The sequence below is a fragment of the Streptomyces sp. NPDC102258 genome (assembly GCF_055584685.1).
The window spans coordinates 259,815-275,360 of sequence record NZ_JBVJLO010000011.1; the positions used below are offsets into that span (position 1 = coordinate 259,815).

Consider the following 15,546-nt stretch of genomic DNA (forward strand, 5'->3'; position numbering starts at 1 on the left):
ACGGTTGCGCACTCTGCTGGGCCTACGGGTGTGCGCCCTGCCGGGGCCCCGGCCGGACCCTCGGCCGGGCCGGTTGCTGGGCCTACGGTTGCGCACTCTGCTGGGCCTACGGGTGTGCGCCCTGCCGGGGCCCCGGCCGGGCCGGTCGCCGGGCCCACGGCCGCCCACCCCGCCGGGCCGGCGGGTGGGCTCTCCGTCCGGCCCGCCATGTCCGTACTGCCCCGCCGGGGGGCGGCGGCTGGTGGCCGGGCCGGGGCAGGGGCCGCCGGCCCGCACCGGCAGGCGGCGCCCGAGGGCCCCGCGCAGGGCGTCGTCGCCGGAGCCGGGCCCGCCCGGTCCGCGACCGGGCAGCCGGCCCCCGTACCCCCGCCCCCCGCACCCCCGGCGGACGCCTCCCCGCAGCGCGTCGGCCACAGCGACGTGACGAAGCTGCGCGAGGCCGCCGAGGACGCCCGCCGCTGGGACTCCAAGTACGGCGGCGGCGACTGGCGTTCCTCGATGGTGCCCGAGTGCCTGCGCGTCGACGCCGCGCCCCTCCTCCTCGGTTCGTACACCGACGAGGTGGGCCGCGCCCTCTTCGGGGCGACCGCCGAACTGACCCGCCTCGCCGGCTGGATGGCCTTCGACACCGGTCAGCAGGAGGCCGCCCAGCGCTACTACATCCAGGCGCTGCGGCTGGCCCGCGCGGCCGCCGACGTACCGCTCGGCGGGTACGTCCTGGCCTCGATGTCCCTCCAGGCCACCTACCGGGACTTCCCCGACGAGGGCGTGGACCTCGCGCAGGCCGCCGTCGAGCGCAACCGCGGCCTCGCCACCGCCCGCACCATGAGCTTCTTCCGCCTCGTCGAGGCCCGAGCCCACGCGAAGGCGGGCGACGCCGGCGCCGCCGAGGCGGCCCTGCGCGCGGCGGAGGGCTGGCTGGAGCGTTCCCGCGAGGGGGATCCCGACCCGACCTGGCTGGGTTTCTACTCGTACGACCGTTTCGCGGCGGATGCGGCGGAATGCTACCGGGACCTGAAGCTGCCCCGTCAGGTCCGCCGCTTCACCGAGCAGGCGCTGTCCCGCCCCACGGAGGAGTACGTGCGCTCGCACGGGCTGCGCCTGGTGGTCAGCGCGGTCGCCGAGCTGGAGTCGGGCAACCTCGACGCCGCCTGCGCGGCCGGCACCCGGGCGGTGGAGGTCGCGGGCCGGATCTCCTCGGCGCGGACGAACGAGTATGTACGGGACCTGTTGTACCGGCTCGAACCGTACGGGGACGAACCGCGCGTCGCGGAGCTGCGCGAGCGGGCCCGCCCGCTGCTGGTGGCACCCGCGTAGCCGCTCTGTCGGTGGCGGGGTGCAGTATGCAGGGGTGGGAGGTGTCAGCGTGGGCGGCGGCGTGGACTGCGATGTGCTGGTGATCGGCGGCGGGATCGTCGGCCTGGCGACGGCGCACGCCCTGACGCGCCTGGCCCCGGGCACGCGGGTGACCGTACTGGAGAAGGAGGCCGGGCCCGCCCGGCACCAGACGGGCCGCAACAGCGGGGTGATCCACAGCGGGATCTACTACCGCCCGGGGTCCCTGAAGGCGCGCTTCGCGGTGCGCGGGGCCGCCGAGATGGTGAAGTTCTGCGCCGAGCACGGCATCGCGCACGAGGTGACCGGCAAGCTGATCGTCGCCACCGAGCGCGCCGAGCTGCCCCGGCTGCACGCGCTGGTCCAGCGCGGCCGGGAGAACGGCATCCCGGTGCGCGAGCTGGGCCCGGCCCAGATCGCGGAGTACGAGCCTGAGGTCCGGGGGCTGGCCGCCATCCACGTCGGCACGACCGGGATCGTCGACTACGGGCAGGTCGCCGCGCAGCTCGCGGAGTCCTCGGGTGCGGAGATCGTCTACGGCGCCGAGGTGGACCTGATCTCGCGCCGGCCCTCCGCCGTCGCGGTGCGGACCACGTCCGGGCTCGTGGTCCGGGCGAAGGTACTGGTGAACTGCGCGGGCCTGCAGTGCGACCGGATCGCCCGCCTCGCCGGTGACGACCCGGGCATGCGGATCATCCCCTTCCGGGGGGAGTACCACGACCTGGCCCGTCCGGAGCTGGTGCGGGGACTGGTCTACCCGGTGCCCGACCCGGCGTTCCCGTTCCTCGGGGTCCACCTCACGCGGGGCATCGGCGGCGGCGTCCACGTCGGGCCCAACGCCGTGCCCGCGCTGGCCCGCGAGGGCTACGACTGGGGCACCGTGCGGCCGCGCGACCTCGCCGACGAGCTGGCCTGGCCGGGGTCCTGGCGGATGGCCGCCCGGCACTGGCGCTACGGGGCGGGGGAGGTCCACCGCTCGCTGTCGAAGCAGGCCTTCACGGAGGCCGTACGCCGCCTTCTGCCCGCCGTCACCGCCGCGGACCTGACGCCGGCGGCGGCCGGGGTCCGGGCGCAGGCCGTGCTGCGCGACGGCACCCTCGTGGACGACTTCCTCATCCAGGAGGCCCCGCGCACGGTGCACGTCCTCAACGCCCCCTCCCCGGCGGCCACCGCCTCCCTCCCCATCGGCACCGAAATCGCCACCCGCACCCTCACCACCCTCCACACCGCCTGAGCCCCCACCGCCAGGTCAACCTCAGCCCCGCCGGCGTTTGAGGCGCGGGCGCGGAGCGCCGTGTGGTGAGCCGCACCAGAATGCAACCAGCACCCCTTACGTCTCCCAGCCGCGCCGGCGACTGAGGCGCGAACGGCGGAAGGGCGGGTAGGGGACCGCTCCGCGCAGCGACCCAGGCCCCGGGCCCAGGCAGATCCCGTCGGGCCCTTCGCCGGGGTAGGCCGCCCCGCGCTGGGCCCCGGCTCCGGGACAGAACACGGCCCGGGCCTTCGTCGGGTTCGCCTCACCCGTGCGCGCCTTGGGGCCCCGCCCCGGGATCACCCGCAGCCCGCCGGGCTCTCGTCTGGTTCGCCCCGCCCCGCGGTACGGGCCGTGAGCCCGGGCTCTCGGGGCCAGCCGGGCCTTCAAAACGGGGTCGCTCCCGCCCTGCCTACGGGCCTTGGGGTCCGGCTCCGGATCATCCGCGGCCCGCCGGGCCCTCGCCGGGGTCGCTCCGCCCCGCCATACCGCCTCGCAGGTGCGCCCCCGGCGCCGCGCGGCAGGCCCAGGGGCCGAGCCACGAGCCCCACGGGGCGTGGCCTCGGCCGCAGGGCGCGGAACGGCCCCCCGCCGCCGTACGCCGCCCCCGCCACAGGGGGGCGGCCCGGCTGCTCGGTCCCCGCCGGAGGCATGCGCCCGCCAAGCGGCGGGAAACCCAGCGTCGCTCCGCCCGCCGGCAGGGCAGAATTGCCCGGTGCGGTACCTCATCCTCGGCGTCACCGAGGCACGCGACGAGACCGGCGCCCCCCTCCCCTTGGGCGGCGCCCGCCTGCGCGCGCTCCTCGCCGCCCTCGCCCTGCGCGCCGGCGCCCCCGCCGCCGCCCGCGTCCCCGACCTCGTCGACGAGGTCTGGGGCGACGACCCGCCCCAGGACGCCCCCGCCGCCCTCCAGGCCCTCGTCTCCCGGCTGCGCCGCGCCCTCGGATCCCGCGACAGCGTCCTCGCCGACCCCGCCGGCGGCTACCGCCTGGCCGCGGCCCGCGAGGACGTCGACCTCCACCGTTTCACCCGCCTCGCCGACCTCGGCTCCGCGCAGCTGGGCGCCCCCGACCCCGACCCCGCCACCGCCGCGGCCACCCTCCGCGAGGCCCTCGCCCTCTGGCGCGGACCCGCCCTCGCCGACCTCCCCGAGCCGGCCCGCACCCCCCACGCCGCCGCCGCCGAGGCCCGCCGCACCCGCGCCGCGCGCGACCGCGTCGAGGCGGACCTGCGCTGCGGCGCCACCGCACCGGCCGCGCTCCTGCCCGAGATCGAGGCGCTGATCGAGGAGCATCCGTACGACGAAGAACTGCGCGCCCAGCAGCTGCGCGCACTGCGCGCCGCCGGACGCCCCGCCGACGCGCTCGTCGCCTACGAGCGCACCCGACGCGATCTCGCCGACCACCTCGGCGCCGACCCCGGCCCGCGCCTGCGCGCCCTGCACGCGGAGCTGCTCCAGCCCGAACAAGCCCCGCCGCCCCCGCCCCCGCACCCCCGCGGCAACCTCCGCCCCCGCCTGACCTCCTTCGTCGGCCGTGAGCCCGACCTCGCGGCCCTCGCCGGCGACCTCGCCGCCTTCCGCCTCGTCACCCTCACCGGACCCGGTGGTTCCGGAAAGACCCGCCTCGCCGAGCACGCCGCCGCCGACCAGCCCGAATCCGGCTGGCTGGTCGAACTCGCCCGCCTCGACCATCCCGCCGCCGTCCCCGGGGCCGTCCTCAGCGCCCTCGGCCTGCGCGAGAGCAACCTCGTCGCCCGCGAGAAGGCCACCGCCGCCGACCCCACCGACCTCCTCGTCGAGCACTGCGCGCACCGCCGTCTGCTCCTCGTCCTCGACAACTGCGAACACGTCATCGGCGCCGCCGCCGCCCTCGCAGAACGCCTCCTCACCCACTGCCCCGGCGTCCGCATCCTCGCCACCAGCCGTGAACCCCTCGGCGTACCGGGCGAGTTCGTGCGCCCCGTCGAACCGCTGCCGCCCGCCCCCGCGCACCGCCTCTTCGCCGAGCGCGCCGCCACCGCCCGCCCCGGCTTCACCCCCGCCGACGACCCCGCCGCCGTCGCCGAGATCTGCGCCCGCCTGGACGGTCTGCCGCTCGCCATCGAGCTGGCCGCCGCCCGGCTGCGGCTGCTCACCCCGCGCCAGATCGCCGACCGGCTGGACGACCGCTTCCGTCTCCTGACCGGCGGCGCCCGCACCCTGCTGCCCCGCCAGCAGACCCTGCGGGCCGTGGTCGACTGGTCCTGGGACCTCCTCGACGCCGCCGAACGGGCCGTCCTCACCCGGCTGTCCGTCTTCGCCGGCGGCTGCGACCTGGCCGCCGCCGAAGCCGTCTGCGCCGAGCCGCGGCCGGGCGCTCCCCTCGACGTCGCCGACGTCCTCGGCTCCCTCGTCGACAAGTCCCTCGTCGTCGCCGAGCCCGACGCGGACGAGACCGCGCCCGGCATGCGCTACCGCATGCTCGAAACCATCCACGAGTACGCCGCCGAGCGCGCCGCCGCCGACCCGGACGGCCTCCGCGCCGCCGCCGACCGCCACGCCGCGCACTACCTCGCCTTCGCCGAGCGGGCCGAACCCCTGCTCCGCTCCGCGGCCCAGCTCCCGTGGATCCGGCGCGTCGAGACCGAGCTCGACAACCTCCGCGCCGCCCTCGACACCACCCTCGCGGCCCCCGACCCGTACGCCGCCCAGCGCATCGCCCTCGCCCTGGGCTGGTTCTGGTGGCTGCGCGACTACCGCGTCGAGGGCGCCGAATGGATCGGCCGAATCCTCGCCCGCACGCCCGGCGACCCGCCCGAGGACTCCCCCGCGTACTGGGCCTCCCTGCACCTGCGGATCCTCCACATGTTCCTGCTGACCGAGACCAACCGCGGCGAGCAGCTGCGCACCCCCGAGTTCCGCGCCCTCGCCCACCGCATGCGGGAGGCCTTCCGCAAGGACACGTCCGAATCCGTCCGGTTCCCCGGCGTGCTCTGGCCCGCGCTCGGCTTCCTCACCGGCGACACCTCCTCTCTCCTCGCCGACCTCGAACAGGGCGTCGCCAACGCCCGCCGCCACGCCGGGGACTGGGAACTCGCCGTCATCCTCATGCTCCGCGCCCACACCGCCATCGACACCACCGGCGGCCTGCCCACCGTGGACGCCGACCTCGCCGAGCTCCGCACGATCGCCTCCCGCGTCGGCGACCGCTGGACCCGCGCCCAGGTCGCCAGCGCCACCGGTGAGATGGCCCTCTCGCGTGGCCGGTACGAGGAGGCGCGCACCGAGTACGAGGAGTGCCTGCGCCTGGCCCGCGAGGTCGGCGCCGACACCGAGGCCCCCTTCGCCATCGCCCGCATCGCGGAGGCCGCCTACAGCGGCGGCGACCTCGACGGCGCCGAGCGGCTCCTGGACGAGGCCGAGGCGGAAGCCGAACGGCAGGGCGGGCCGTCCGACGTCGCCGCCTTCGCCCGGCTCCTGGAGGCGATGTTCGCCCTGCGCCGCGGTGACACCGCCCGCGCCCGCGCCGCGTGCGCGAGTGCCCGGGAGGTGGCCACGGGGCTCGCCGGGCCCCCGCAGTTCGCGGCCGGACTGGACACCGTCGAGGCCGCCCTCCTCGGCCGGGAACAGGGCCCGGACGCCGGCCTCGCCAAGGCCGCGCAGGGCCTCGCCACCGCGGTCGCCGCCCGCTGCGCGGAACGTTTCCTCGCCGCGCTCGCCGAGACGGCGGCCCTGCTGCTGGCGGACGCCGACCGGCCGGCCGAGAGCGTACGCGTCCTCGCGGCGGCCACCGCGTGGCGCGGGGGCCATCCGCGCTCGGTGCCGGAGGAGGCCGCCCTGGAGGGCCTCCCGGCCCGGACCCGCGCCCTGCTCGGTGCGGCCGGCCAGGCCGCGGCGGAAGCGGAGGGCCGGACCCTCACCCCCACCGAGGTGGCCCACCTGCTCGCCGCCCCCACCGCGCTCAGCGGCAGCTGATCACCGCGTCGGCCCAGCTCGCCAGGGTCCGCAGGTGCCCCTGCCCGGCCTGCTCCACCACCAGCCGCAGCGTCCGGTGCCCGGCCAGCGACACCCGTACGTCCGCCGGGGCGTCCCCGTAGCCGAGCGCGTCCGAACGCCACAGCCGCTGCCCGTCGCCGTAGACGGAGAACCGCAGCGTCCCGTCGGTCAGCAGCGACAGCCCGTCCACCCCGGCCCGCGCCGAGAAGCCCGTGCACTGCCGGTTGAGGGTGATCTCCACCGAGGAACGGGAGTTCACGGTGATGCCCTGCGCGAACCGCTGCCCCCCGATCACCGGCCCCCACCGCTGCCACACCCAGCTGCTGCGCCAGGTCTCCACCTCCGGCCCGGTGTGCCGCCCGTACGCGGAGTGCCCGAGCCCCGCCAGCTGGAACCCCCGCGCCGGCGCGGACGGCTTCGGCGACGGCTTCGTGACCGTCGGCGCGGGCTTCGGCCCCGGCGACACCGGAACGGGCGGCTTCGCGACCACCCGCGACGGCGCCCGCATGGCCGGCTCCGGCGCCCGCCGGGAAGGTACGGGTCCCCGCGCAGCCGGCGCCACCACCCCCGGCGCGCTGCTCTCCGGGGCGGCGGACACCGGCGGCTCCGGCACCACCGGCGCCGCGGCCCGGGGCGGCGCCGGCGCGGGCCCGGCCCCCGCCCGCGGTTCGGGATCGTCCCCGGCGAGGGCGAACACCACCCCGGCGGCCGCGGCCACCGCCAGCCCGGCGGCGATGGCGGCCTTGGCGGGCAGCCCCAGCCCCTCGGACACGGCGGCACCCCCGGCCCCCGCCCCCGCACCCCCGGACGACCCGGCGGCCCCGGCCCCCGCGGCGGCCCCCGCCCCGGCTCCGGCCGAGGACCCGCCCACGGCGGCGGCGGCCCCCGCCCCACCGGCGGCGACGGCCCCACCCGCCACCACCCCGGCCGCCTTGACGGCGTACCCGGCGGCGAACCAGCCGATGACCGCGACCGGCAGCAGCGCGGGAATCCCCGCGTTGACGTCCTTGAGCTCCCCGGCGGCGAGCCGGCATTTGGCGCACTCCTCCAGGTGCTTGCGCAGCCCCCGCTCCGCCCGCATCCGCAACCCGCCCCGGGCGTAGGCGCCCAGCCGGTCCGCGTACCGCGCGCAGTCCCCGCCCTCACTGAGCGCCGAACTCACGTGCGCCTGGAGGTAGGCCTGCTTCAGACCCTCCCGGGCCCGGCTGGCCAGTACCGCCGTGGCGTTGGCGCTCAGCCCGAACAGCGGGGCGATCGCACTCGGCGAGGCCTCCTCGACCGTGGTGTGCCACAGCACGGCCTGCCACCGCTCGGGCAGGCTCCGGAAGGCCTGCAGCGCGAGCGACCTCTCGGCCGCGTGCATCGCCCTTACGTCGGCGCCCAGTTCCAGGGTGTCGTCGCCGGACATCCCGCCCAGCCCGGCGCCGCTCTCCGCCCCCGCGGCCGCCTGCTCCGCGAACAGCGCGAAGTCCTCGACCAGCTGCTCCCGCCGGGCCGTCTTCGCCCAGGCCGCGGCCACCCTCCGTACGGTGGTGAGCAGATAGGCCCGCACGGACTGGTCCGGACCCGCCCCGCCCCGTACCGCCTGGAGGGTCCGCGCGAACACCTCGGCGGTCAGGTCGTCGGCGGTGTGGGCGTCCCGGCAGCAGGTACGGGCGTAGCGCCGCACGGCATCGGAGTGGCGGCGGAACAGCTCCTCGTAGGGGCCGTCGTCCCCACCGCGCATCCGGGCGATCAACTCCGCGTCGGAAGGCGGCAGTTCGACTGCGCCCGCCCCAGGAGCGGCATGCCGCCCACCCCGCTCCCGCTGAGCCGGCACCTGCTGAGCCTGCTGAGCCGGCACCTGCCGAGCCGGCGACGGGCTGCCCGGCGACGGCCGGGCCGGCGGGACCCGGGCGGGCGGACTCCCCGCCCCGGCCTCACCGGAGTCCCCACCGAGGGACTCGTCCCGCCCGTCAACGCTCACCGTGGAAGCCCCCGCACGACACACTCAGACCGGTACACCGATCCAGCGTGGCACACGGCGGACACCAGGTGGCCGCCTCCGCGCACCATCCATCCGTCCGGGTGGTTTCAGGCGGCGGGTGACGCCCCCGACCCCACATCGGACGGCAGCCGGTCCCCCGCCCTCACCCGGCCGAGCGACCGGCACCCGACGCCACTGCCTGGACGCGTACCTGGACGCGAGCACCACCGCCCCGCGGCTCACACCGCCCGGGACCGCAGCCCTTCGAGCAGGATGTCCAGCAGCCGGGCCGAAGCCGCCGCCTGCTGCGCCGGGTCCGGCAGCGCGGGCGCGGCGGTCGCTATCACCAGCAGCACATCGGCCACCGTGACGTCGGCCCGCAGCTCACCGGCCTCCCGGGCCCGGTCCACCAGCCGGCCGACGACCTCCAGCAGTGCACCCGCCCCGGAGTCCTCCGACGGCTCGTCCTCGACGGAGACGGAGTGCCGCGAGCCGACGACCCGCAGGTCGGGCACCCCGCCCACGACGGCCTGACGCTGCTGCGGCACTCGCGCCGCCACCGCGTCCTCGGCCCCGTCCTCCTCGGCCGCGCCGACCCGCAGCACCTGCGGGGGCAGCAGCCGGCCGGCGCCCGAGGCGACGGAGGTGCGCAGGAAGCGCGACAGCGCCTGCCACGGCTCCTCCTCCTGGCCGAGGGCGGACATGGCCTGCTCGGTCAGCCGGGCGGTCTCCTCCTCGGCTATCCGCCGGACCAGGACGTCCTTGCTCGGGAACCGCCGGTAGACGGTTCCGACACCGACCCGCGCCCGCCGGGCGACGTCTTCCATCGGAGCCCCGTAACCGAGCTCGCCGAAGACCTCGCGGGCCGCCCGCAGGACGTGTTCGAGATTGCGCTGGGCGTCGACGCGCAGCGGGGTGGAACGGCCCACCCCGTGGGTCGTCGCGCCCGCGATCACGCGGCTGCCACCCTCCGCGGACAGAGCGGTGGCAGAACCATGAAAATCGGAAATGTGCATGTATATCCCCCGGTAATCATTTGTCTCCCCCCGGAGACACTCCCCGCCTTCGTGTCGAGAGGGGCCACGGTCAGGTGGCCCTGGTCCTACTTCTCGACGCATACGAACATAGTTGAGCCAGAGTCAATTCAGAAGAGGCAGCCCCGGACGGAGCACCGCCCGATCGGAGCATTCACCCCCACTTTTCCGCCGCAAGTCCCCGGAATCACCCCCTCCGCAGCCGCTGACCTGCGCACCTTCACCCAGATCCGGGCCACTCGACAGCCCCGTCCCGGCATCAACTCCGGTCACACAATGTGCCGGGCCTGTGGACAAACTCCCGGCCACGTTGCGTCATGGGGTGGTGAAGGCTGCTAACTCCCGGGGCGAAGCACCCGGCACACCGCCCCCCGCGCGCATCCTCGTGGTCGGAGGCGGATACGTCGGCATGTACACCGCCCTCGGTCTCCAGCGGAAGCTCAGACCGGGCGAAGCCGAGATCACGGTGGTCACTCCCGAGCCCTACATGACGTACCAGCCCTTCCTGCCGGAAGCCGCCGCGGGCTCCATCTCGCCCCGCCACGTCGTGGTCCCGCTGCGCCGCGTCCTCGACCGCTGCCGCATCGTCATCGGCGAGGCCCGCGCCATCGACCACGCCAAGCGCACCGCCACCGTCAGCACCCTCGCCACCGCCGAAGAGGGGACCGGCGACATCGAGATCGCGTACGACGAGCTCGTCCTCGCCCCCGGATCCGTCTCCCGCACCCTCCCCATCCCGGGACTCGCCGACTACGCCATCGGGTTCAAGACGGTCGAAGAGGCCATCGGCCTGCGCAACCACGTCATCGAGCAGATGGACATCGCCTCCTCCACCCGCGACCCCGCGATCCGCGACGCCGCCCTGACCTTCGTCTTCGTCGGCGGCGGGTACGCCGGCGTCGAAGCGCTCGGCGAGCTGGAGGACATGGCCCGCTATGCGGCCCGGTACTACCACAACGTCAAACCCGAGGACATGAAATGGGTGCTGGTCGAGGCCAGTGACCGGATCCTGCCCGAGGTCGGCCCCGACATGGGCACCTACACCGTCCGCGAACTGCGCCGCCGCAACATCGACGTCCGCCTGGAGACCCGCCTCGACTCCTGTGCGGACCGCGTCGCCGTCCTCAGCGACGGCTCCCGCTTCCCCACCCGCACCGTCGTCTGGACCGCAGGCGTCAAACCCCACCCCGTCCTCGCCGCCAGCGACCTCCCCCGGAACGAGCGCGGTCGCCTCACCTGCACCTCCTTCCTCACCGTCAAGGGCGTCGAACACGCCTGGGCCGCCGGCGACGCCGCCGCCGTCCCCGACATCACCGCCCCCGAGCCCGGCACCGAGTGCGCCCCCAACGCCCAGCACGCCGTCCGCCAGGCCAAGCGCCTCGCCAAGAACCTCACCGCCGCCCTCCGGGACGAGGTCCTCACCGAGTACGCCCACAAGTACGTCGGCTCCGTAGCCTCCCTCGGCCTCCACAAGGGCGTCGCCCACGTCTACGGCCGCAAGCTCAAGGGCTACCCCGCCTGGTTCATGCACCGCGCCTACCACCTCAGCCGCGTCCCCACCTTCAACCGCAAGATGCGCGTCCTCGCCGAATGGACCCTCTCGGGGCTCTTCAAGCGTGAGATCGTCTCCCTCGGCTCCCTCGAACACCCCAGAGCAGAATTCGAACTCGCCGCAGGCGGCGGCCACCGCCACCACCCGCCCCACCCGACTCCCCGCCCCCCGCAGGACAGCCAGAGCTGACGTTGTCAGTGCGGTCGGCCACACTGGACGTGTGACCATAGGTGGGCTCACACCTGCACAGAGTGACCTCCCGTCCAGCGACCGACCACGAGCGACACAGCGACCACTTGCGACACCACGAGGCTTGAACGCAGTGAACTTCACGCGCTGGAGCGCCCGGTTTCCCGGAACGCAGCGCCGCGCCGCCGCGCGGAACGAGCACGCCGCAGCCCAGGTCAAACGGGGTGAAGGCGCCGTCCCGGCAGCCCGCGGCGCGGCCGCCCACCCCGTCAGGCCCCCCGACGACGGCAGCCCCGCCGCCGCCACCGTCTCCGGCACCGGCACGGCACCGCTCCCCGCCGTACCCGCCCTCGACGAGCTCTCCGTACACACGGTCCTCGGCCTGCTCCCGGCCCTCGTCGCCCTCGTCCACGGCCCCGAGCACCGCGTCGCCTACCTCAACGACGCCTACACCGCCGGCTTCGGCGCCCGCACCACCGGCGAACCCGCCCGCGCGGCCCTCCCCGAACTCGGCGAGCTCGGCCTCCTCGAACTCCTCGACCAGGTCCAGCGCAGCGGCAAACCCCGTACGGCCAAGAACCGCACCGCCCCCGGCGGCGGCAGCTCGTACACCGTCACCTGCACCCCGGTCGACTTCCCCAAGGCGGCCCCCGACGGCCCGGCCGACCCCCACCACACCGGGATCCTCGTCCACCTCGCCGACGTCACCGACCACGCCGAAGCCGTCGACCGCCTCCGCGCCAGCGAACGCCGCCAGCGCGAAGCCGCCGTCACCCTCCAGCGCTCCCTCCTGCCCCAGGAACTGGAACAGCCCGACGACCTCCGCGTCGCCGCCACCTACCAGCCCGGCGGCACCGAAGCGGCCGTCGGCGGCGACTGGTACGACGTCATCACCCTCGGCGCCGGCCGCACCGCCCTCGTCATCGGCGACGTCATGGGCCGCGGCGTCCGCGCCGCCGCCGTCATGGGCCAGCTCCGCACCGCCGTCCGCGCGTACGCCCGCCTCGACCTCCCGCCCCACGAGGTCCTCCAGCTCCTCGACGGCCTCGCCGCCGAAATCGACGCCAGCCAGATCGCCACCTGCGTCTACGCCGTCCACGACCCCAACGAAGGCCTCCTCGCGTACGCCTCCGCCGGCCACCTCCCCATCCTCGTCCGCGACGAGGACGGCACCGTCCGCCGCGCCGCCGACCCCACCGGCCCGCCGCTGGGCACCGGCGGCTGGCTGCACACCTCCGGCACCATCGCCCTCGGCCCCGGCTCCACCGCCGTCCTCTACACCGACGGCCTCGTGGAACGCCGCGGGGAGGACATCGACGAAGGCGTCGCCACCCTCGAACGCGCCCTCGCCGGCGCCCAGGGAACCCCCGCCGTCGTCTGCGACCGCCTGATGCGGGCCCTCGGCGTCGACGCCGACCACGACGACGACGTCGCCGTCATGGTCCTCCAGCAGCCCGCCCGCACCGGCGCCGACGCCGAGCTCTTCCACAACGCCGCCCTCGAACTCCTCGGCGGCGTCGAAGCGGCCCCCCGCGCCCGTGCCTTCGCCCAGGGAGTCCTCGCCTCCTGGCGCTTCCCCGCCGAACTGTGCGACCTCGGCGTCCTCGCCGCCAGCGAACTCGTCGCGAACTCCCTCCAGCACGGCACCCCGCCCATGCGCCTGCGCCTGCGCCGCACCGACCGCCGCCTGATCATCGAAGTCACCGACGGCGACGACCACCTCCCGCGCCGCCGCCGCGCCGAACCGGCCGACGAGACCGGCCGAGGCATCTCGATCATCGCCACCATCGCCTCGTCCTGGGGGACCCGCCGCACCCCGGGCGGCGGCAAGGCCGTCTGGTGCGAGTTCGCCCTCCCCGACAAGTAACCGCACAAGAGGAAGGCCCCGGTCCAAAGAACCGGGGCCTTCCTCACACCTACCTACCTACTTACGTACGTCTACACGCGCGCGGGCTCCGAAGCGACGGCCTCCACACCGACGGCCGGCCCACCCTGCGCCACGACCCGCGACAGCGACGGGTTGTCCTGCACCGGAGTCAGCTTCCGGCCGAGCCGCAGCGCCAGCCACGCGATGCCCAGCGACGCCACGACGAACACCCCGATGTACAGCATCGGAATCCCCGCCCCCAGCGGCACGCCCAGCGGCCCGAGCGCCAGCGCCATCTGCTTCACCAGGGCGAAAGCGGAGTTGTACTGCCCGACCGAACCCTCCGGAGCCAGATCGGCCACCAGCGGCGCCAGCGTCGGCGACAGCATCGCCTCGCCGATCCCGAAGAGGGCGTACGTCGTCACGAACGCGCCCGCGGCCATCACCGCACTGCCGTGCCCGAGCCCGGAGAACCCGGCGATCACCCAGGCGACGGTCCAGATCAGCCCGACCAGGGCGATCACCCGCGAGCGACGGCGCTTCTCCACCAGCCGCAGCACCACGAACTGCGCCACGACGATCGCACCGGTGTTGGCGGCCAGCGCGAACCCGAGGACGGAGGGCGAAATACCCGCGGCCTCGGTCCCGAAGGCGGCCAGACCCGACTCGAACTGTCCATAGCAGGCGAAGAAGAGCACGAAGCCCAGCACGCACAGCTGCACCATGGCCTTGTGCCCCAGCAGCCGCTTCCAGCCGCCGCCGGCCCGCGCGCCGTCGTTCTGCGGCATGGCCTCCTTGAGCCCCGCCACCTGCGGCATCCGCACGGTGGCGATCACCCCGGCCAGCACCAGGAACATCACGGCCTCGATGCAGAACAGCAGGGTGAAGCTGCCGGGCCGGCTCTCGTCGACGATCTGGCCGCCGACGAGACCGCCGATGCCCAGACCCAGGTTCTGCATGAAGAACTGGAGGGCGAAGGCACGCGTACGAGTTGCAGGCGTCGAGCACCACACGATCATCGTGGCCAGCGCCGGCTGCATCACGGCCTGACCGGCACCGAGCGCCAGCGCCGACAGCAGGATCGGCACCAGGCCGCTGGAGAGCCCGAGCGCGAGCGCACCCACCGAGGCGGCCACCGCCGCACCCATGACCACGGGCACCGGCCCGCGCCGGTCGATGACCCGCCCGGTGAAGGGCAGCGCGACGAGAGCACCCAGGGCGAACGCCACGAACGCACTCGTGGCCGCCATGGAGCCCAGACCCCGCACCTGCGCCACGTAGATATAGAGGAACGGAACCGTGAAACCGATGCCGAACGCGGTCAGCGCGTTGCCGGCCTGGATCCGCCGCATCGCAGCGCCCATCACCTTGGTCACTTCTCACCTGCCTTTGAGACCTGAAGCCTGAAGACTTCATAGCTAAACTTCAAGCCTTAACACTACACACCGAAGGAGTTAGATGCCAATGGGTTCGTGCGATACTTCGGACCATGGGTGACACCCCCGACGGCACCGCGCCCGTCCACGAGCCGAGCCTCGACGAGCAGATCGCCGTCTACCAGCGCGAATTCCAGGACCTCGACCCCCAGGTCGAGAAGGTGGTCTCGGCCCTGAGCCGCCTGAACCGACGGATGAACGTCGCGTACGGGCGCCAGACCGCGGCCCTGGGCATCAGCAACGCGGAGTGGGAGGTCCTGAAGGCCCTCGTCATCTCCGGGTCGCCGTACCGGATGGGCCCGAGCGAACTCGCGAAGCAGCTGGGCCTCACGCCGGCGGCGATGACCCACCGGATCGACCGCATGACGTCGGAGGGCCTGGTCACCCGCGAGCGGGACGAGTCCAACCGGGTCCGCGTGATCGTGGAGCTGACGGCCGAGGGCCGCAGCAAGTGGCTCGACGCGATGCGAGCGGCCACGGTCTTCGAGGAGGACCTCCTCCAGGACCTGTCCACCGCGGAACGCGGAGTCCTGGGCGCCATGCTCACCCGCCTCCTGGACCGCGTCGAAGACCTCCAGTCCCCCGCCTGACCTCCCGGGTTGACACGCCCCTCGCGGATCCGTAAGGTTCTTCGAGTTGCCCCAGAGCCGGAAGGTTCTGACGTCAACACATCCCGCCGCCTCGTCGCGGCAACCTACTCAGCACGATCTCCCACTGGGAAAGAATTCGGCGTACCCGAATTCATTTCCGAAGGCCCGATTATCGGTTGCCGGGGAAATCCGCTAGAGTTCAGGAGTCGGAAGGGCCCAACAGCCCGGAAGACAAACCCCGCTGACTGGGAGTCAGGCCCGAAAGAGTCTGATAGAGTCGGAAACGCAGGAAAGAACAGAACGAAAGCCCGGAGGAAAGCCCGCGAGGGTGAGTACAAAGGAAGCGTCC

Annotated in this window: 9 protein-coding genes; 6 read left to right on the top strand and 3 right to left on the bottom strand. The window is 74.7% G+C overall.

The window, feature by feature from the left end:
• The 3 genes from ACZ6ZT_RS20820 to ACZ6ZT_RS20830 form a co-directional block, all read left to right on the top strand.
• Positions 1 to 1,317 (top strand): sporulation protein (locus tag ACZ6ZT_RS20820; protein WP_469721017.1); only part of this gene is annotated, 1,317 nt, incomplete at its 5' end.
• A gap of 19 nt (positions 1,318 to 1,336) precedes the next feature.
• Entirely contained in the window at positions 1,337 to 2,569 is a 1,233-nt protein-coding gene (lhgO, locus tag ACZ6ZT_RS20825) for an L-2-hydroxyglutarate oxidase (RefSeq protein WP_469721019.1), read from the top strand.
• A 733-nt stretch (positions 2,570 to 3,302) separates the two neighbouring features.
• Complete coding sequence (locus ACZ6ZT_RS20830; protein WP_469721021.1) at positions 3,303 to 6,542, top strand: AfsR/SARP family transcriptional regulator; 3,240 nt, start codon at positions 3,303 to 3,305, stop codon at positions 6,540 to 6,542.
• Here ACZ6ZT_RS20830 and ACZ6ZT_RS20835 read toward each other — a convergent pair.
• Positions 6,529 to 8,289, bottom strand: coding sequence for a sigma-70 family RNA polymerase sigma factor (locus ACZ6ZT_RS20835; RefSeq protein ID WP_469721022.1), 1,761 nt, complete (start codon positions 8,287 to 8,289; stop codon positions 6,529 to 6,531). The genes ACZ6ZT_RS20830 and ACZ6ZT_RS20835 overlap by 14 nt on opposite strands.
• Before the next feature lie 479 nt (positions 8,290 to 8,768).
• Positions 8,769 to 9,545, bottom strand: coding sequence for a TetR/AcrR family transcriptional regulator (locus tag ACZ6ZT_RS20840; RefSeq protein WP_469721023.1), 777 nt, complete (start codon positions 9,543 to 9,545; stop codon positions 8,769 to 8,771).
• A 340-nt stretch (positions 9,546 to 9,885) separates the two neighbouring features.
• Between ACZ6ZT_RS20840 and ACZ6ZT_RS20845 the strand changes: the two genes are divergently transcribed.
• Together ACZ6ZT_RS20845 and ACZ6ZT_RS20850 are read left to right on the top strand one after the other, a co-directional pair.
• On the top strand, positions 9,886 to 11,304 hold the full coding sequence (locus tag ACZ6ZT_RS20845) for an NAD(P)/FAD-dependent oxidoreductase (RefSeq protein ID WP_469721024.1): 1,419 nt from the start codon (positions 9,886 to 9,888) through the stop codon (positions 11,302 to 11,304).
• Between the two features lie 133 nt (positions 11,305 to 11,437).
• Positions 11,438 to 13,171, top strand: coding sequence for an ATP-binding SpoIIE family protein phosphatase (locus ACZ6ZT_RS20850; protein WP_469721051.1), 1,734 nt, complete (start codon positions 11,438 to 11,440; stop codon positions 13,169 to 13,171).
• 71 nt (positions 13,172 to 13,242) lie between these two features.
• Here ACZ6ZT_RS20850 and ACZ6ZT_RS20855 read toward each other — a convergent pair whose 3' ends face one another.
• Positions 13,243 to 14,535, bottom strand: a complete 1,293-nt coding sequence (locus tag ACZ6ZT_RS20855) for an MFS transporter (protein ID WP_469721053.1) — start codon at positions 14,533 to 14,535, stop codon at positions 13,243 to 13,245.
• A gap of 125 nt (positions 14,536 to 14,660) precedes the next feature.
• On the opposite strand from ACZ6ZT_RS20855, the gene ACZ6ZT_RS20860 reads away from it, so the two are divergent.
• The gene (locus ACZ6ZT_RS20860) at positions 14,661 to 15,197 is read left to right on the top strand and encodes a MarR family winged helix-turn-helix transcriptional regulator (protein WP_469721025.1); all 537 of its coding nucleotides are present in this window, start codon (positions 14,661 to 14,663) and stop codon (positions 15,195 to 15,197) included.
• Positions 15,198 to 15,546: the final 349 nt, after the last annotated feature.